Source organism: Rickettsia sp. (genome assembly GCF_965035265.1).
The window spans coordinates 1-17,323 of sequence record NZ_CBCDJS010000017.1; the positions used below are offsets into that span (position 1 = coordinate 1).

Below are 17,323 nucleotides of genomic sequence, written 5' to 3' on the forward strand. Positions count from 1 at the left end.
ATTAATAATTAATTTTTTAGCGAGTTATATACTAATTGTGATTTTTTGTAAAGAACGTTAATATTGAGATCATGTCATTGCCTGATCGCAATAACGATTTTAGTTAATAATCTGCTTTCATAAAATAAAGTCCGGAGGCGGGAGCAGTAGGACCGGCGACTTTTCTATCTTTGGCCTCTAGAACATCTTTAATTTGTTCTGCCTGCCAAATATTTTTACCGACAAGTACTAAACTACCAACAATATTACGTACCATATGATGCAAAAACGAAGGTGCTGAAAGATATAATTTTATTTCTTCATCTTCTTTAATGATATTAAGTTCCGTTAAAGTTTTTATCGGTGATTTTGATTGACATGAGCTGGCCCTAAATGAAGTAAAATCATGTTTACCTAAGAGATAGACAGCAGCTTTTTGCATAGCTGGAACATCTAAAGGTGAAATAATCCACCATGCTCTATTTAAATCAATTACGGATGGGTAAGGTCTATTAATAATTCTATATATATAATGACGGGATGTAGCTGAAAATCTTGCATGAAAATTATTGGTGGCTAATTCACAGTTCCATACTCCTACGGCATACGGTCTTGCAAAATAGTTAATAGCTGTAATAATTTTGTGAGGTTCTAAATATTTTGAAAGGTCAAAATGTGCTACTTGACCTATAGCATGGACACCGGCATCCGTTCTTCCTGACCCAAACAATACTACATGTTCACCGGAAAATTTATAAATCGCTTCTTCTAGTACTTGTTGTACCGACATTACTCCTGCCTGCCTTTGCCAACCTGCAAGTTCCGTGCCTAAATATTCAATGGTAATTTTATATCGATACATAATAGCCCACTGTCATCCCGTGGCTTGACCACGGGATGACAGGACACAGGCCGTGATACAAGATCCCGTGGTCAAGCCACGGGATGACAGTATAAGTATTATCACGCCTCTAATAGATCCGATGGATTACCGTCACCACGCTTTCCACCGCTTCTAAAGCTATTAAGTTTTTTAGATCTAATAGGATGCTGTAATTTTCTTAAAGCTTTTGACTCAATTTGTCTTATACGTTCTCTAGTTACTTTAAATTGCTGCCCTACTTCTTCTAATGTATGGTCAGTATTCATGCCTATACCGAAACGCATTCTAAGCACTCTTTCTTCACGAGGCGTAAGGGTTGCAAGTACTCTAGTGGTAACTTCTCGTAAATTTGACTGAATTGCCGCATCAATTGGTGCTACTGCATTCTTATCTTCAATAAAATCGCCTAATTGACCACCATCACTATCATCACCTACGGGATTCTCAAGACTTATAGGTTCTTTAGCTATTTTCATGACTTTACGTACTTTATCAAGCGGCATTGAAAGACGGTTAGCGATTTCCGTTGCAGTCGGTTCATAGCCGAGCTCATTAAGCATTTGTCTTGAAGTACGCAGTATCTTATTAATCGTTTCAATCATATGCACAGGAATACGTATAGTCCTTGCTTGATCGGCAATAGCTCTTGTTATAGCTTGTCTAATCCACCAAGTAGCATAGGTAGAGAATTTATAGCCACGGCGATATTCAAATTTATCCACCGCTTTCATAAGCCCTATATTACCTTCTTGAATTAAATCTAAAAACTGCAATCCTCTATTAGCATATTTTTTAGCGATAGATATAACTAAACGTAAATTTGCTTCTATCATATCTTTTTTTGCTTGCAGTGTTTGTCTCTCGCTTTTTTGTATAGTATTCACTAATTTTTTAAAATCATTAACTAAAAGACCGGTATTAGATTCTATAACCGATAATTCGGCAATCATTTGATCTATATATTCTGATTCCTTAGTAATTAACTCTTTCCAAGCGGTTTTTTTATTTTTCAGCATTTTTTCTTTCCATGCTGCATTGATAACCGATCCTATATATTCATCAAGGAAATTTTGGCGAGTTACTCCGTATTTTTCGGCAAGTTTTAAAAAGGCGGTTTCTTTATTAATTAAATCACGATTTATTCCATACATTTTACCTAAAATTTCTTCCGTTCTTTTAGAATTAAAATGTATTTCCGAAACTTCATTTATTAATAGTTCCAAATTATTATTATATTTTTTGCTATTTTGTAAAACCTTCGGCTCAAAAGATTTCTCATAACATTTTTTAGCTTCAATTAGTAGCTCTTCGCAGATAAAAGAAATCTTTTTCATACGCTCTATGATATTAGGTAATATCTGCGTTTCTACTCTAGACATAGATAAGTGATTATCCTCATGTTCTTCACCTTCGGCATCACTACTATGTTCTTCATCATTTTCGGGTGTTTCGTCATGTAACATGTTAGCTTCTAAATCTATTAGATCACGTAGTAACATTTTTTCATTAACTAAATCTTCATACCATACTATAAAACAACGCATAGCAATAGGGCTTCTGCATAAGGAAGCAGTCATTGTTTTACGTCCTTCCTCAATCCTTTTTGCTATTTCTACTTCGTTTTCACGAGTTAAAAGATCGACTCCTCCCATATCCTTAAGGTATAACCTTACAGGATCATCGGTAGTACCTATATTTTCCTCTTCTCCTTCATCTTCAGGTTCATTATCAACATTGGTAGATAGCTTAAATTCTTCATCCATTCCGATATCAAGCTTAATTTCGTCATCTTCATTAGGTTCTAAAATATCTACCACTGCATTGGAGAATTTTAATTTAGGTTCTAAAATATCTACCCCTGCATCGGAGAATTTTAATATAGCTTCTTCTAATTGTCGTATAGAAAGATTTTTATTAAGAGGGATAGCTTTATTTATCTCATCGTATGTAACAGGTGTTTTTTTAGATTTAGCTTTTTTAAGTAAACTGTCTATTTTATCTAGATCATTGTCTATATTGCTATTGCTCATTAAATACCTTAGGATAAATTAAGTTAATCATAAGCTTAAGACTTTCTTAAACTTATGTTAGGTTCTTTGCACTTTTAATAGAATAATCATAATTAATCAAAAGTACAAAGAACCTAAGTTGTCATGTGGTTAATAAAAGATTCGTTTAAAACTTGCAGTTCATTTGCAATCTTCAGAATTTCTTTTTTATATAGTAAAACTTTTTCAAAGTCGTGATTATCAATGCTGCTTATAGTGATAGCATATTCTTGTTGTAAATTTATTAGATAATATTTCTTATGTAGCCACTGCCATAATAAATCTAGTCTGACATTATTTTTATTAAATGAGATATCTAAAAACAAGTTGTTCGTTTTTGATAATAATAAAAAAATATCAAAAAAGCTAGTTTTTTCCACAATTGCAGCAATTTCACCTGCTTCTACGTTATTATCTATAATTTCGTTAAAATACCAATTACGAAATTCTTCAAGCGATTTATTATTAAAATTTAAGTTTAGGATAAAATCTTTAATATCTTTTTCTTCAAGTATTGTAGGAAATTTAACCAACAAAGCACAAAAAGCGTGTTCTAGCATTTCAAGCTCTGAATAGCTGTGACTTGAAATTATAGGAGCTAAATTTGAGTTTTTAGTTACAACTTTTTTCTGGTTTGTTAATAAATTCTGCCATATTTGATCTTTAAAAAATCTGTAATAACTCGCTCTTAAATTACTATCCGATATTTTGCCGCAATAATCTTTTAAATTTTTTTCTAAATTAGCTTTTTCTTCTGCGGTTTTAAAACTCTTACCGTTATACTCAATATGCCAAATCATTTCTGATAGGCTTATTCTTTTATCTATAAGCTTTGTAAAAAAATCAGCACCGTTTTTATTTACTGCATCGTCGGGATCAAGTCCGCTTGGCAGCCTAATAAAAGAAATTTTCTTTTCACTATTAATAATAGGTAATGCTAGATTAATAGTTCTTATACTAGCTTTTATACCTGCATTATCTCCGTCAAGGCATAATATAATTTCATCACCGGCACGCCATAATTTATGTAAATGATTCTCAGTAACACTAGTACCAAGACTCGCAACCGTTTCGCTAAAACCTGCTTGATGTAGTGCTATAACATCAAAATAACCTTCCACTAAAATCGAGTGATTTTTTTTATAGCTACTGCTTATCGCCTTATGCTCACCATATAAAGTTTCGCTTTTTTGAAATACTATAGTTTCAGGTGAATTTAAGTATTTAGGCAACCCCTCCCCTAACACTCTACCGCCAAAGCCTACAATTTTATTGTAAATATTTCTAATTGGAATGGTAACACGGTTAGAAAACAAATTATATATTTCTCCGTTTTCTCTCCTGCCAATTAGACCTGCTTTACCGAGTTTTGTAATATCAATATTCTTATCATGAAAAAACTTTTCAAATTTATTATTCCTTGGAGCAAAACCTATTGAAAACTCTTTTACTGTTTCTTCGGTAATATTTCTTCGGTGTAGATAATTTAATATTTCAGGCGTTAACTGCGTTCTGAAAAACTTATTGGCGAGTTCTAAAATATTTAAAATTTCATCGGATTCTTCATAAAATTCTTTCTGTTTCACAGTTAATTTCGGTATCTCTATACCGTAATCAGTTGCAAGTTTTATAGCAGACTCATTATAGGATAGACCGCTAATATTAGAAGTAAACTTTATAACGTCACCAGCTGCTTTACAACCAAAACAATAGAAAAATCTCTTACTATCACTAACTGTAAAAGATGGAGTTTTTTCTTGATGAAAAGGACATAAACCTACATAGTTACCGGATTTTCTAGTTAAGACTACTTTTTGCCGTACTACATCAGATATATTAATACGGTTTCTTAAAAACTCATAAAATTCCGGTGTAATTCTCATTATATACTCCTGTGGAATGAAGAGTTGTTATACGAAGTTCAACTTGGAAAAAAGTAATCTAGCTGTAAGCCGAGCAGAAGCAGTTATTAAACTTTCAGCATCCGAGGACTTACAAAGACATTGCTGCCAATTTTTCAAGTGGGGCGAGTATATCATATTATATAAGAAAGAATAGCAGTAGAAAGACAATAAGAAAGAGGTATAGATAAATTATCGTTAATTCTTAAATCTTTTGAATAAAATTCAGCTGCCGCAGCCCCTATGCAGCTTATAATAATAATAATAAAACTTGTATTATACCCTAAGTAGAAATATACTAATATACTTATAAAAATTGCAGAAGTTAAAAAGGCAATAGAACCTGCTATCGATTTACCGTTACTTAAACTATTGCCTATTTTAACGCCAACAAGAGCTGCTAAACAATCAGAAATAATTAAAATTAACCACGAGCAAATTACTAAATTTTTAGGAAAAAGAAAAGCAGTCAAGAAAAAACCAAGCATCATAAAGCTAATACCGCTTAAAGCAAAAGAGCCGTTATTTTCTTCAAACCTTATAACTTTTGAAAAAAATCTAGTCACAAATTCGCTAATTTTTGCATTATTATGACGTGATATATCTAAATATAAAGTAATAGCAGTTATTATAAATAATAGTAATGTAATGGTTGTTCTTGAAATAAATAAATAAAGCAGCGGAAATATTATAGCCGATAGGTGGAAAATTTTACGCTTTTTTTCAAAGTCAAAATCTTTGATTGCCATAAGATTACTAATTGATTGCTATGTTACAGCATAATTCAGAAAGCTTGATCTAAGCGAATTTGGAAGTAACCGACTGTGCTCACGTATTTTTATACGTTGTGCAGACTCGCCTTTAAACTCATCTTGTCTGAACCTTTCTGAATTACGCTGCATATGAAAAATAATTAAAAAGGCTTATTTGACAAATTTAACTATTACAAATATACTTGCTGAAATCTATATTATTGAAAATAGTATACTAAAACTACTAAATTTACACAATATAATTATGAATACAAAATTTCCTATCACCGCTAAAGGTTTTGAAAAATTAGAACATGAGCTTAAACATTTAAAACATGTAGAGCGTAAAAAAATTAGTGAAGATATAGCAGAAGCACGAGAACACGGTGATTTATCCGAGAATGCGGAATATGAAGCAGCACGTGAGAAACAAGCATTTATAGAAGGGCGTATTAAAGAGCTTGAAGATATGACGGCAAGAGCGGAAATTATTGATATTGGCAAACTATCGGGAGATAACATAAAATTCGGGGCTACAGTTACTTTGATCGACGACGATACTGAAGAGGAAGTAACATATGTTATTGTAGGAGAATATGAAGCCGATATCACTAGAAAAAGAGTTTCAATCGCTTCTCCTATAGCAAAAGCTTTGATTGGAAAATCGGTAGGTGATATTGCAGAAGTTACAACACCGGGAGGAACAAAATCATACGAAGTAGTTAAAGTTGAATATAAAGAATTAGAGCTTTAGCTTAACTTTTTCTTATTACTAATAAAGATAGCTAAGCTAATACCATAGCAGTAGACCTTTTTGCATAACTCTTATAAAAAAAGAGTTTGAAGAAGACACTTTTACTCTTTGCAATTAGGTTAAAATATTTTATTTTATCGCTATAACCTCTCCGCCGCAGTTCTTGTGGCAGATATGATAGTTTTCAACACAACGCCAACTACAACTGGAATTATTGCAAAGATTATTTTGATGGCTGCTAAAGTGTGGTGTATATTTGCTATCCTTATTGCTTTTGACAGCTTGTTGCGAGATTAAATAGCTATTTTGAGCATTTAGTTGATTAAGTAAATTACATTGCGTATTATACATATCACAGTTTTGCATACATCTTTCTTTTTCTAATAAGCATTCATTAGCACATTTTCTACCTTCTGCAGTATTTGGTGGAATAATCTCATATCTTGTAGCACAAGAAGTAATCATTAGAAAACATAATATTAGACCATAATGTGCAATTAAATTCAACAAGCCGTTTATAAGAGAATTTTTTGATCTATATGTTGTATACATAGTTATATATTAGGATAGATGAAAAGTAGTAACTTATTATATTATTTATATACAGTCCTATTATGCTGTATTTATTTTTTCTTAAACATCTCTAGCATTCTTTTTGTCACTATAAATCCGCCGAAAATGTTTATAGAAGCAAGTAAAGTTGCAAAATACCCAAGTAGACCGGAAACTCCCAAAGCAGAGCTACTTGCGGCAATCATAGAACTAAGAACTATAATACCTGAAATAGCGTTAGTAATAGACATAAGCGGGGTATGAAGTGCCGGAGTTACTTTCCATACAACATAATAGCCTACAAAAGAAGCTAATACAAAAATAGTTATAGCAAATACTAGTGGGTCTATAGTACTTGTGTTCGTTTGCCAACTAGTATCTATTACTAAATCTTTTAACTTGTCTGATAATTCTTGGGTATTATGAGCAATTTCAGCCGCCTGCTTCGCTATTATCGGTAATTGATTCATATTTTTCTCTTGGTTAGTATTTTCATTGTCATCCCGTGGCTTGACCACGGGATCTTGTATCACAGACTGTGTCCTGAGATACCGCGATCAAGTCGCGGTATGAAACATAATCATTTGATTTTCTCGCTCACAATTTTGCCATCTTTAGTAATCAACATATCACGTACTAACTCATCATCCATATTAAATTTACCGTCTTGCAAAGCATAATTTAAAAAATTATACAAATTTTTGGAATATAATTTTGAGCTGTCGGTAGCAATTTTGGTAGCAAGATTTGATAAGCCTATTATGGTAACTCCATGTTTAGTGACTATTTTATCCATTTCCGACCCTTCCACATTTCCACCTGTAGAAGTCGCTATATCAACAATCACTGAGCCATGCTTCATCGATTCCAGCATTTTTTTCGTAACAAGCATCGGTGCTTTTTTACCTGGAATTTGTGCAGTAGTAATAACTATATCATATCCTTTAATAATTTTTGCTAAAAACTCTTCTTGTTTAGCTTGGTAATCTTCTGAACTCTCGTGAGCATAACCTGATTTATCTTGTAAATCTTCTTGTAGTTCCGGTGAAACAAACTTGGCTCCTAAGCTTTCTACCTGCTCTTTAGTAGCAGCTCTCACATCGTATCCTGCAACAATACTACCAAGCCTTTTTGCCGTTGCAATAGCTTGAAGACCTGCAACACCGATACCAAGGACCAAAGTTTTACACGGTGAAATAGTTCCTGCTGCCGTCATCATCATCGGAAAAGCTCTTGTATAATGATAGCTTGCTTCAATTACCGCTCTATATCCAACTAGATTACTTTGAGAAGATAAAGCATCCATATTTTGTGCTTTAGTAATTCTCGGTACGAACTCCATAGCAAAGGTAGTAAGATTTTTTTTAGCTGCCGCTTTTATATATTCATGATTTAAATAAGGCGACAATAATCCTACAATAATTGCTCCTTTTTTTGCAAATTCAAGCTCACTATATTTATCCGTAACGGATGAAGGTTGCACCTTTAATATAATATCAGCATCGGAAATGATTTCGAGCGGCACTGAGGATATCTTAGCACCTAGAGCGGCATATTCTTCATCAAGAAAGCCAGCAGAAAACCCTATATCTTTTTCTACCGTAACCGCATAGCCTTTTTTGACTAGCAATCCCGCTACTTCAGGTGTTATAGCGGTACGCGACTCATGCAGGGCTTTTTCTTTTAAAGCAACAATTTTCATAAATACTAATTATACTTTTGCATTAACTGAATACATAAGGTATTTTAAACATAATTTAAAATATAAAACAACGAAAATGAAAAAAATATTTTTTCTAATCATTATTTATCTTTTTGTGAATTCAAGCTTAGCATTTGGGGCAGATGATAAAACAGCTATTTCGGAACTAAAAACTTATCTACGTACGATAAAATCGGTTGCAATAGATTTTACTCAAGAAGATTCTAAGGCTAATATAGTTAAAGGAAAATTGTTGATCAACAAGCCTTATAATTTTCGATGTAATTATTATCCTCCCTTTCCATTAGTTATAATAGGTACTAAAAATTTTGTATCAATGTATGATTATGATATGGAACAAGTAAGCCGAATCGCTCGAGCTGAAAATACATTTAATTTTTTACTCGGTGATAATGAGAATTTTGACAAGGATTTTGTTTTTGAATCGGTAATTAATGAAGGAAATATTTTTAAAATTACTATCCATCATACTCTAACGGAAAAGCGTAGCGAAATTACTTTTAATAAAGCTATTAAACAAATTGAAACATTAAAAATATTTGAAGATAATAATATAGTCACTATTACTTTTGATAAAATAGCTAAAGTACAAAAATTTTCCGATGATCTGTTTAAATTAAAAAATCCTGAAATATTTGGTCCGCCTGAGAGGTTAACAAAAGCAGAAATAGAAAAAAAATATGTTGTCTCTTCCTGATAAACAGGTTATGTTAATTATGCTAGTAGTGGGCACTGTGCTTGTTTAGTCGGTCAGGTCTGAAAGGAAGCAGCCGGGGTGAGATTCGGTGGGTCATTACTAGCATTTACTTCTCGTCTTTTTAAAATTGCTCTTTTATTTTACTTAAGAGTTCATATGCTCACGTACTAAATGTACGCTCCGCTATTCCCTCTTAAAAAATAAAATTCAATTTCAAAAATACTTCGAGTAAATACAGTTATACTGTCATGCCGTGGCTTGACCGCATGACTCGTTTATGTCATTCCCGCGGAAGCGGGAATCCATTAAAGTAAAGCTTTTTTAGTATGGATCCCTGCTTTCGCAGGAATGACATTGAAAAAATCAAATCACTCTTCAAAATTTAAATCGTGACCGATATAAATTCATCTAATCAGTATATTCCTTTTGCAAGGAAATATCGTCCTAGTAACTTTGCCGAGCTTCAGGGGCAAGAGGTATTAGTCAAAGTTTTAAGCTATACTATTTTAAATGATAGGCTGGCCGGAGGTTATCTTTTAACAGGTATTAGAGGAGTCGGTAAAACTACCTCCGCCCGTATTATTGCTAAAGCCGTAAACTGCTCTGCTTTAATTACTGAAAATACGACTATTAAAACATGCGAAGAATGCACAAACTGCATCAGCTTTAATAATCATAATCATCCTGATATAATCGAAATTGACGCGGCAAGTAAAACTAGCGTAGATGATATACGTAGAATTATCGAATCTGCTGAGTATAAACCTCTGCAAGGTAAACACAAAATCTTCATTATTGATGAGGTGCATATGCTTTCTAAAGGAGCGTTTAATGCACTTCTTAAAACTTTAGAAGAACCACCACCTCACATAATATTTATTTTTGCAACAACGGAAGTACAAAAAATACCTGCAACTATTATCTCAAGATGTCAACGTTATGATTTAAGGCGGTTGAGTTTTGAAGAGATTTTTAAGCTACTTGAATATATAGCTAAGCAAGAAAATTTAAAAGCCGATATAGAAGCATTAAGAATTATAGCTTACAAAGCTGAAGGGTCAGCACGTGATGCAGTATCTATTTTAGATCAAGCCGCTAGTATGCCTGCGAAATCCGATAATATAATTAGTCCGCAGGTAATCAATCAAATGCTTGGGCTTGTTGATAGTTCCGTTATAATAGAATTTGTAGAATATATAATTCATAGAGAGACGGAAAAAGCTATTACCTTAATAAATGAGCTTTATGGTTTTTCAGTTAATCTTGAGATTTTTATAGAATCGGTAGCAGATTTTATCGCTTATCTTAATAAAGTAAAAAAGTTACCTAATTATAGTTTGCCGATATATGAATCATTTAATGATAGAATCAAAAATATTTTGGATAAAATTAGCTTGCCGCACTTATCAATCTTATGGCAAATATATAATAAGGGAGTCCGAGAAATAAAAATTTCCTATAATCAGCTAACAGAAACGGAAATGTTAGTTATAAAATCTATATATTCGGCATCGCTACCACTACTTGATGATTCGGATAGTAATAATCAAAATTTAAATCAATCGATCGACTCGGAAATAAAAAAAAAATTTGAAATTGTAGATTTTCTTGAATATCTATATAAAAATAACGAGATAGATATATATTACTTCCTGCTCAATAACACGGAGCTTAAAAAGCTTAGTGATAATAGATTAGAACTCGTAAGTCTGGAAATTACAAGCAAAATAAAAAAACAAATAGAAGATTTGTTAACTGCTTTTACTAAAGAAAAGTTTGGGATAGTAATAATAAAAGAGCAGAGCAAGCAAACCTTAAAGAATCAGTTAATCGGTAAAATTGAAGCAAGTAACGATTTTGGTTTAATTAAAAAACATTTCCCAAATATAACAATTTCGGATATTTTACTTAAAAGCTAAAAAATATATAGGATAGAATTATGGTAAATTTTAATCAGTTTTTAAAACAAGCCCAATCAATGCAAAAGAAAATGCAAGAAGCCCAAGAACAAATGGCAAATGCGAGATATACCGGTAAAGCCGGCGGCGGGCTTGTTGAAGTTATTGCAACCGGTAAAGGGGAAGTTGAAAAGATTTCAATTGATGAATCTTTATTAAAAGCAGAGGAAAAAGAAATGCTTGAGGATTTAATTAAAGTTGCCTTTAACGATGCTAAACAAAAATGTGATGAAGATTCTCAAAATTCTTTATCAGGAGCTTTAAACGGTATGAGCTTACCACCTGGTTTTAAAATGCCGTTTTAATACGGTGTTTATGTCATTCCCGCGGAAGCGGGAATCCAGAAAAATAACTTCAATATTGATAGAAGTCACATATTTAACAAGCTAAACATATAAAAAAAACAAGTTTTTTATATGTTTTACTGGATTCCCGCCTACGCGGGAATGACATAACCGAACCATGCAACAATGCCTATGACTGCTCGCAATGACGAAGATGTCTAATAATTCAAGATTAATAAATCTTTATCAATCCTGAAACCTCTAAAGCGTTCAAGCACAGACATACCGAGAAGTGAGATATCGAGGTCACCGAGACCTACATGTCCTTTGATGCTCTTAAATTCTGTGCCGATTACTACACTATCTAAGGTTATAGGGGCGGCTTTATTTTCACCGTTAGCTGTTAGATAAGTTCTAGTATATTTTAATTTAGTTAAGTCAAGGCCTAATTTTTGAGCATCTTCCTTAGTTAAAGCAACATCACTTGCACCGGTATCGATCATAAATTTTATTTTAACGTTATTTACAAAAGCATTGATATAAAAATGCCCGTCCCCACTACGTGCTATAATAATTTCCCCTACTTCAGTAGACCATTTATATGAGGGAATTAAAGCAGACATTACCCTATGATAAGCATAATTCAGCTCAAACCTAAAAGCATAGCCGGTTATTATAACTAAAAAAATTGCTGCCCAGCTTGCTAATTGCAAATAAAATTTGCGTATTTCATTTTGGCTAATAGTACTATAAATTATACTAAATAATATTAATAACGACGCACAAAAACTTCCTATATTTTGCGGTTCTTTAAAAAATTTCGGATAATGCTGATTGATATATTTGTATAATAAACCGGTTACAATTATGGTGCTGCAAACGATAAAAACAAATTTGATAAGTTTTTTATTCATATAATATAACTTTTAATCTATATAATCAAACCAAAGCCCAAGCCCATTTTTAAGTGGAAATTTACCTTCTTGATTCACTAGAATAATAATTCCAAGTTCTTCTGATGGTATAAAGCCAATAAAAGAATTAATACCGTTAATATAGCCTGAGTGAAAAATTAAATCTTTATTTGACCGTCCTTTTACTTTAAGAATACGCCATCCAAGAGCATAATATGACTCAATCATTTTTTGATCAATCGGCCAAACCGGTTGCCATTTAAATCCAAAAATATCCTTGTTTGATTTTACTATTTTATACATACGGTCTAACGTATTCTTAGAAATAAGATCTGGTTTATAACCAAAGCTAAGTTTGAATATTTCAATCATTCCATTTATCGATGCAAAAATACCGGCAGATGCAGGCACTGTCTTTGGGTAGTAAGGCGGAAACGGCAGCATTGTTATTACCTCTTGTCCGTTTATTATTGTTTTAGAATGCGGATAAGCAAGTTGTCTATTCGGCTCTAGCGGTAATATTTGTATATCTTGCGTTTTAAGCGTTGTACGCAAATTATCTATTGCAGCATTTAAGCTTGATTTTTTACAATTTAAAGCTTCTTCAAGCAAACTAAAAACAGTGTTACTATATTTATAACATTGTCCGGGTTTACAACTAGCTTGTTGTTTTTTTAGCAGCATTAAAAGCTTTGAGTGACTCATTCCTTGCTCAATTTCAACATTCCCTGAGAATTGATAACCTGTTGTATGGCTTAAAATATTATTAAGACTAGCAGCATTTTTTAAGTATGGTAATTTGAATTTTTCATCAAAATTTAAACTTCCTTGATCTACCATTAATGCAATTGCTGTTGCTGAAACAGCTTTTGAAACCGATGCTAACGGAAATAAAGTTTTATCGGTAACAACTCCGCTATTACCTTTCTGATTTCCAAAGGTTGTTTTATAAATAACTTCACCTTTATATAAAATTGCAATTGCTCCTCCTTGTAATTCGTCTTTTTGCAATTCAAGCTTTTTAATAAAGTTTCTTAGTTTTTGCGGTAATTCTACTCGTGGCTTAGCAAAAACCGTAGAACATAACAATAATGATATTATACTAAAAAATATGATAAGTTTTTTATTCATATGGTAATTTTATTTATTGATTCTATGTCATTCCTGCGAAAGCACATGGGTATCAACTTAAGGATCGATGTCATTCCCGCGTAGGCAGGAATCCATTAAAGTAAAGCTTTTTTAGCGTGGATTCCTGCTTCCGCAAAAAATGACATAAATGAGCCATGCAACAACGCCAGCTTGACCACGCGGTCCAGTTAAAAATTAGTATTTTATTTATTTTTCTGGATGCCGTGGTCAAGCCACGGCATGACACTGTGTGCATATCACATTAAATCACCTATATTCTCTAAAAACAACCTAGCCCTATGTGATGCCGGTTTACTAAAAAAATCCCTTGCAGGCTGATTTGCTAAAATCTGCCCTTGATCCATAAAAATAACACGATCCGCTATTAATTTTGCAAATTTCAAATGGTGCGTGACTACTACCATACTCATTTGATCTTTTAATAAATTTATACTCTCTATAACATCTTTAATATTTTCGGGATCAAGTGCTGACGTTGGTTCATCGAATAACAAAATTTCCGGTTTCATCATTAAGGCTCTTGCTATCGCTATACGTTGTTTTTGTCCTCCGGATAAACTCGCCGGGTATGAATCAAATTTTTGCGTTAGCTTAAATTTCACAAGTAGCTCTTTTGCCATAGAAATTGCTTGTTCTTTTGACAATTTTAAAACATTTACGGGCGTATAAATTAGGTTTTCTCCTACCGTTAAATGAGGAAAGAGATTAAAATTTTGAAACACCATCCCTACTTTTAAGCGAAGTTTTCTTCTGTCTTTAGGCAGTAGTTTCTTCCCGTCTACCAAAAAAGTACCGCTACTTGGTTCTTCCAAATTATTCAAAATTCTAAGTAGAGTAGTTTTACCGCTTCCCGAAGGACCGATTATTACAGTAGTTTCTTTGGTAGTAAAACTTAAATCAATATTCTTAATTGCGTAATTTTTGCCGTAACGCTTACAGACTTTTTCTAAAATAATCATAAACTAAACTGTAAATTTATAGCCGTCATAAAGCGGCTTAACGTTACTTGGGAGCATTTTCGTAATTTCATGATAATCTATCGTGTGTCTCATATTGGTTAATAATATCTGCTCTGGTTTATATTTTTCTCGCCACTCTAATACCTTATTAAGTCCAGCGTGATTTTTGTTTGAGGTATAATCCATACAATCCAATATCCATATTTTTATATCTTTTAAAAATTTTTCTGACTCAGGCGGAAAGTTGCTTACATCGGGTGAGTAGACAAAGTCGCCTATCCGCAAGCCTAAACTATCAATAGGACCATGATTTTGTCTAAAGAACTGTACATCAATAGTATTAATTTTAATTTTATCAAAAAAATCGATAGATTTAGTAGCTAGCACTTGCCAAGGCATGACTGAAGCCGGCTTAAATAAATAATCAAATTTCTTGTGTAGCTTTGCCACAGTATTATGATCGGTATAAATTTCTAACGGCTTTTTTGAAATAAACGAAAATACTCGTAAATCCTCAATGCCGTTAACATGATCGGAATGATCATGAGTTAATATAGCACAATCAAGCTTGTTTATTTTCTCTCTTACTAGTTGATATTTAATATCATAACCGAAATCAACTAATATTTGACTATTTTCATCGTTAATATATATTGCTGATCTAGTCCTTTTATTGTACTTTGAATTTGAGAGACATACGCAGCAACTGCACCCTATAACCGGTACACCTATTGACGATCCGCACCCAAGTATTGTTACTTGTAACATAAATAATTAAAATGATGTTTGAAGTTTTTTATAATTTTTGCGGCTTAAATCAAGAAATATTCTTATTTTTAAATAAAATTACTAATATCGGCTTTATATCTTATTTTTTAAAAATAATTTCTCTTTGTTTTAATATCGCTAATTTCGCCTTAATATATATTTTATACTGCATATATTTTTATATTCAATTAAAGAAAATTAAAAACACCACTGAACGACAAAATAAATTTTGGCACGGTTATAATAAGTTAGTGGAAATTGGTATAATATACGCAGTATTCGGTTTAATTTTTACGGCTCTTAAATTTTCCGTTAATTTACCTCGTCCTTATTGTAGTCTTCCTATAGATAGTTTCACAACAATAATAAATACTGCAAATGAAAGATGCTTTTCAAGCTTTCCGAGCAGCCACGCAGCTCTTAGCGTTTTAGTCACATATTTTGCTTGGAATTATATAAAATTACCATTAAAAATCTTAATGATTTGTGTTATTATGCTCGTATCTTTATCTCGCATAAGCCTTGCCATGCATTACCCAAGTGATATAATTTACGGCATTGCTATTGCATTTATAACAATATTGATAGGTAAATTAATTTATCGAGTCTTTGCGGGTAATATAATAAGAAGAATTGGTGTTTTAATTCTTACTACATATAAAAAACTTGATTTTTAATCTTGAAAGTTTTTAATATAACTGCTACAATGTAGCTACATTATTGAAAGAAGAATTTTTATGTCTACTGATTCTATTGTGCGAGCCCGTATTAATGAAGAGGTTAAAGAAGAAGCAGCTTTAGTGCTTGCTGCTATGGGGCTTACTTTATCCGATGCTGTTCGTATGCTTTTATTTCGTGTTGCTCGTGAAAAAGCGTTGCCGTTTGAACCGCTTATCCCAAATGATGAAACAATTAAGGTCATGAAAGCTGCAAGAAGCGGCAAATTAGTTCATGTTGGTAATATAAATAATTTGTTGTCCGATTTAAATGAGAACGATTAAACGTACTGCACAGTTTAAACGTGATTATAAGCGTGAAAAACGTAGAAAACACGGAATAAATTTGGATGATATTTTATTGAAAGCAGTTTAAGTACTTGATTGCTGATATAACATTACCTGTAACTATGAGAGATCATGCTCTTATAGGTAATTGGAAAGATTGTAGAGATTGTCATATTAAACCGGATTTAGTACTAATTTATAGAAAACCCGATGCTGACACATTGGAATTAATACGATTAGGCTCACACAGTGAACTTGGTTTTTAGTTATGTTTCTACAAAACCCATCCGATCATCCATCATAGCACCGGACTCGTCATTGCGAGTCAGCATTGTTGCGTGGACCATTTTCGTCATTGCGAGAAGAATTACAGAGTAATTCGACGAAGCAATCCAGTAAAAAATTCTGATTTACAGAATTTTTTTATTATTTTTCTGGATTGCCGCATCGTTGCTAACGCAACTCCTCGCAATGACAAGTCTGGTAATATGGGAATGACATCAAAAAATCAAACAAACATTATATGTTACTATACAGAAAATACTTTATAAAAAATATCCTACCGCTGCTTATAGTCGTTACTTTTTCAGTGACTAGTATAGTATGGATAACGCAGGTATTAAAGCTTTTATATTTATTTGATAAAGGTATAAAAGTTATGGACTTCGTCAGTTTAATAGCGCTAGTACTTCCTACTTTACTATTTATTCTATTACCAGTAATAACGGTTATTGCCGTAATCTATATCTATAATAATTTAAAAGTCGAGCGACAACTAATTATACTACAAGCTTCAGGAGTTAATAATTTACAGCTAGCATTGCCTGCTTTATATGTCGCATTAATAGTTATGCTACTTGCTCATTATATATCTTCCACCATCCTACCTTTATCTCACATAAACTTAAAATCACGTTTAAGCTTTATAAAGAATAATTATATCTCAAGTATGATTGAGGAGAAAACTTTTAATAAAATAACTAAAGATATCGCTG

The 17,323-nt window shown here is 32.5% G+C and carries 19 protein-coding genes, 1 other RNA gene and 1 pseudogene; 9 read left to right on the top strand and 12 right to left on the bottom strand.

Translation table 11 applies throughout. The features are described from left to right. Window positions 1-103: 103 nt before the first annotated feature. From truA to AC1Z7D_RS02090, 5 genes and pseudogenes are all read right to left on the bottom strand, one after another. Window positions 104-841 (bottom strand): tRNA pseudouridine(38-40) synthase TruA, encoded by a 738-nt coding sequence (truA, locus tag AC1Z7D_RS02070; protein WP_482601516.1) that lies wholly within the window; start codon window positions 839-841, stop codon window positions 104-106. Between the two features lie 101 nt (window positions 842-942). Further along, entirely contained in the window at window positions 943-2,892 is a 1,950-nt protein-coding gene (rpoD, locus tag AC1Z7D_RS02075) for an RNA polymerase sigma factor RpoD (protein ID WP_482601517.1), read from the bottom strand. A 113-nt stretch (window positions 2,893-3,005) separates the two neighbouring features. Then, window positions 3,006-4,793, bottom strand: coding sequence for a DNA primase (dnaG, locus tag AC1Z7D_RS02080; protein WP_482601518.1), 1,788 nt, complete (start codon window positions 4,791-4,793; stop codon window positions 3,006-3,008). 152 nt (window positions 4,794-4,945) lie between these two features. Beyond that, window positions 4,946-5,560 (bottom strand): diacylglycerol/polyprenol kinase family protein, encoded by a 615-nt coding sequence (locus AC1Z7D_RS02085; RefSeq protein WP_482601519.1) that lies wholly within the window; start codon window positions 5,558-5,560, stop codon window positions 4,946-4,948. Window positions 5,561-5,584: 24 nt separating this feature from the next. Further along, window positions 5,585-5,713, bottom strand: a pseudogene (locus tag AC1Z7D_RS02090) (palindromic element RPE3 domain-containing protein); the annotation flags it as partial. A 115-nt stretch (window positions 5,714-5,828) separates the two neighbouring features. On the opposite strand from AC1Z7D_RS02090, the gene greA reads away from it, so the two are divergent. Further along, window positions 5,829-6,317, top strand: coding sequence for a transcription elongation factor GreA (gene greA / locus AC1Z7D_RS02095; protein ID WP_482601530.1), 489 nt, complete (start codon window positions 5,829-5,831; stop codon window positions 6,315-6,317). Window positions 6,318-6,446: 129 nt separating this feature from the next. Here the strand turns inward: greA and AC1Z7D_RS02100 are convergent, their stop codons facing one another. The 3 genes from AC1Z7D_RS02100 to AC1Z7D_RS02110 all read right to left on the bottom strand — a co-directional run bounded on the left by AC1Z7D_RS02100 (window position 6,447) and on the right by AC1Z7D_RS02110 (window position 8,571). Next, window positions 6,447-6,869, bottom strand: a complete 423-nt coding sequence (locus tag AC1Z7D_RS02100; RefSeq protein ID WP_482601520.1) for a hypothetical protein — start codon at window positions 6,867-6,869, stop codon at window positions 6,447-6,449. A 71-nt stretch (window positions 6,870-6,940) separates the two neighbouring features. Then, window positions 6,941-7,339, bottom strand: coding sequence for an NAD(P) transhydrogenase subunit alpha part 2 (locus tag AC1Z7D_RS02105; protein WP_482601531.1), 399 nt, complete (start codon window positions 7,337-7,339; stop codon window positions 6,941-6,943). A 110-nt stretch (window positions 7,340-7,449) separates the two neighbouring features. Then, entirely contained in the window at window positions 7,450-8,571 is a 1,122-nt protein-coding gene (locus AC1Z7D_RS02110) for an NAD(P) transhydrogenase subunit alpha (protein WP_482601521.1), read from the bottom strand. 76 nt (window positions 8,572-8,647) lie between these two features. Between AC1Z7D_RS02110 and AC1Z7D_RS02115 the strand changes: the two genes are divergently transcribed. From AC1Z7D_RS02115 to AC1Z7D_RS02130, 4 genes are all read left to right on the top strand, one after another. Next, window positions 8,648-9,289, top strand: coding sequence for an outer-membrane lipoprotein carrier protein LolA (locus tag AC1Z7D_RS02115; protein ID WP_482601522.1), 642 nt, complete (start codon window positions 8,648-8,650; stop codon window positions 9,287-9,289). A 17-nt stretch (window positions 9,290-9,306) separates the two neighbouring features. Further along, window positions 9,307-9,400: signal recognition particle sRNA small type (gene ffs, locus AC1Z7D_RS02120), an RNA gene on the top strand. 278 nt (window positions 9,401-9,678) lie between these two features. After that, a complete protein-coding gene (gene dnaX, locus AC1Z7D_RS02125) occupies window positions 9,679-11,208 on the top strand; it encodes a DNA polymerase III subunit gamma/tau (RefSeq protein WP_482601523.1) in 1,530 nt (509 codons plus the stop codon). Between the two features lie 20 nt (window positions 11,209-11,228). Further along, window positions 11,229-11,552, top strand: coding sequence for a YbaB/EbfC family nucleoid-associated protein (locus AC1Z7D_RS02130; protein ID WP_014391653.1), 324 nt, complete (start codon window positions 11,229-11,231; stop codon window positions 11,550-11,552). Window positions 11,553-11,749: 197 nt separating this feature from the next. On the opposite strand, the gene AC1Z7D_RS02135 is transcribed toward AC1Z7D_RS02130, so the two are convergent. The 4 genes from AC1Z7D_RS02135 to AC1Z7D_RS02150 all read right to left on the bottom strand — a co-directional run bounded on the left by AC1Z7D_RS02135 (window position 11,750) and on the right by AC1Z7D_RS02150 (window position 15,324). After that, on the bottom strand, window positions 11,750-12,445 hold the full coding sequence (locus AC1Z7D_RS02135) for a TIGR02281 family clan AA aspartic protease (protein WP_482601524.1): 696 nt from the start codon (window positions 12,443-12,445) through the stop codon (window positions 11,750-11,752). Between the two features lie 12 nt (window positions 12,446-12,457). Next, on the bottom strand, window positions 12,458-13,576 hold the full coding sequence (locus tag AC1Z7D_RS02140) for a serine hydrolase domain-containing protein (protein WP_482601525.1): 1,119 nt from the start codon (window positions 13,574-13,576) through the stop codon (window positions 12,458-12,460). 257 nt (window positions 13,577-13,833) lie between these two features. Then, on the bottom strand, window positions 13,834-14,556 hold the full coding sequence (locus AC1Z7D_RS02145; RefSeq protein ID WP_482601526.1) for an amino acid ABC transporter ATP-binding protein: 723 nt from the start codon (window positions 14,554-14,556) through the stop codon (window positions 13,834-13,836). Between the two features lie 3 nt (window positions 14,557-14,559). Next, window positions 14,560-15,324 carry an MBL fold metallo-hydrolase gene (locus AC1Z7D_RS02150; protein WP_482601527.1) on the bottom strand — a complete coding sequence of 255 codons (765 nt, stop codon included), beginning with the start codon at window positions 15,322-15,324 and terminating at the stop codon, window positions 14,560-14,562. A 14-nt stretch (window positions 15,325-15,338) separates the two neighbouring features. Here AC1Z7D_RS02150 and AC1Z7D_RS02155 point away from each other — a divergent pair, with 14 nt between their 5' ends. The 4 genes from AC1Z7D_RS02155 to AC1Z7D_RS02170 all read left to right on the top strand — a co-directional run. Further along, window positions 15,339-16,001, top strand: a complete 663-nt coding sequence (locus tag AC1Z7D_RS02155; RefSeq protein ID WP_482601532.1) for a phosphatase PAP2 family protein — start codon at window positions 15,339-15,341, stop codon at window positions 15,999-16,001. Between the two features lie 60 nt (window positions 16,002-16,061). Beyond that, a complete protein-coding gene (locus AC1Z7D_RS02160; protein WP_482601528.1) occupies window positions 16,062-16,325 on the top strand; it encodes a type II toxin-antitoxin system RelB/DinJ family antitoxin in 264 nt (87 codons plus the stop codon). Between the two features lie 125 nt (window positions 16,326-16,450). Beyond that, window positions 16,451-16,594, top strand: coding sequence for a type II toxin-antitoxin system YafQ family toxin (locus AC1Z7D_RS02165; RefSeq protein ID WP_482601533.1), 144 nt, complete (start codon window positions 16,451-16,453; stop codon window positions 16,592-16,594). A gap of 257 nt (window positions 16,595-16,851) precedes the next feature. Further along, the coding region (locus AC1Z7D_RS02170) for an LptF/LptG family permease (protein WP_482601529.1) at window positions 16,852-17,323 on the top strand (472 nt) is incomplete at its 3' end.

What these genes read in the sequence shown, in the direction of transcription:
- AC1Z7D_RS02155 (WP_482601532.1), top strand. Translation starts at nt 15,339, where the DNA reads ATGTTTGAAGTTTTTTATAATTTTTGCGGCTTAAATCAAGAAATATTC.
- AC1Z7D_RS02115 (WP_482601522.1), top strand. Translation starts at nt 8,648, where the DNA reads ATGAAAAAAATATTTTTTCTAATCATTATTTATCTTTTTGTGAATTCA.
- greA (WP_482601530.1), top strand. Translation starts at nt 5,829, where the DNA reads ATGAATACAAAATTTCCTATCACCGCTAAAGGTTTTGAAAAATTAGAA.
- truA (WP_482601516.1), bottom strand. Translation starts at nt 841, where the DNA reads ATGTATCGATATAAAATTACCATTGAATATTTAGGCACGGAACTTGCA.
- AC1Z7D_RS02135 (WP_482601524.1), bottom strand. Translation starts at nt 12,445, where the DNA reads ATGAATAAAAAACTTATCAAATTTGTTTTTATCGTTTGCAGCACCATA.
- AC1Z7D_RS02100 (WP_482601520.1), bottom strand. Translation starts at nt 6,869, where the DNA reads ATGTATACAACATATAGATCAAAAAATTCTCTTATAAACGGCTTGTTG.
- AC1Z7D_RS02145 (WP_482601526.1), bottom strand. Translation starts at nt 14,556, where the DNA reads ATGATTATTTTAGAAAAAGTCTGTAAGCGTTACGGCAAAAATTACGCA.
- AC1Z7D_RS02165 (WP_482601533.1), top strand. Translation starts at nt 16,451, where the DNA reads ATGAGAGATCATGCTCTTATAGGTAATTGGAAAGATTGTAGAGATTGT.
- AC1Z7D_RS02085 (WP_482601519.1), bottom strand. Translation starts at nt 5,560, where the DNA reads ATGGCAATCAAAGATTTTGACTTTGAAAAAAAGCGTAAAATTTTCCAC.
- AC1Z7D_RS02150 (WP_482601527.1), bottom strand. Translation starts at nt 15,324, where the DNA reads ATGTTACAAGTAACAATACTTGGGTGCGGATCGTCAATAGGTGTACCG.
- AC1Z7D_RS02130 (WP_014391653.1), top strand. Translation starts at nt 11,229, where the DNA reads ATGGTAAATTTTAATCAGTTTTTAAAACAAGCCCAATCAATGCAAAAG.
- dnaG (WP_482601518.1), bottom strand. Translation starts at nt 4,793, where the DNA reads ATGAGAATTACACCGGAATTTTATGAGTTTTTAAGAAACCGTATTAAT.
- AC1Z7D_RS02160 (WP_482601528.1), top strand. Translation starts at nt 16,062, where the DNA reads ATGTCTACTGATTCTATTGTGCGAGCCCGTATTAATGAAGAGGTTAAA.
- AC1Z7D_RS02105 (WP_482601531.1), bottom strand. Translation starts at nt 7,339, where the DNA reads ATGAATCAATTACCGATAATAGCGAAGCAGGCGGCTGAAATTGCTCAT.
- AC1Z7D_RS02140 (WP_482601525.1), bottom strand. Translation starts at nt 13,576, where the DNA reads ATGAATAAAAAACTTATCATATTTTTTAGTATAATATCATTATTGTTA.
- AC1Z7D_RS02110 (WP_482601521.1), bottom strand. Translation starts at nt 8,571, where the DNA reads ATGAAAATTGTTGCTTTAAAAGAAAAAGCCCTGCATGAGTCGCGTACC.
- rpoD (WP_482601517.1), bottom strand. Translation starts at nt 2,892, where the DNA reads ATGAGCAATAGCAATATAGACAATGATCTAGATAAAATAGACAGTTTA.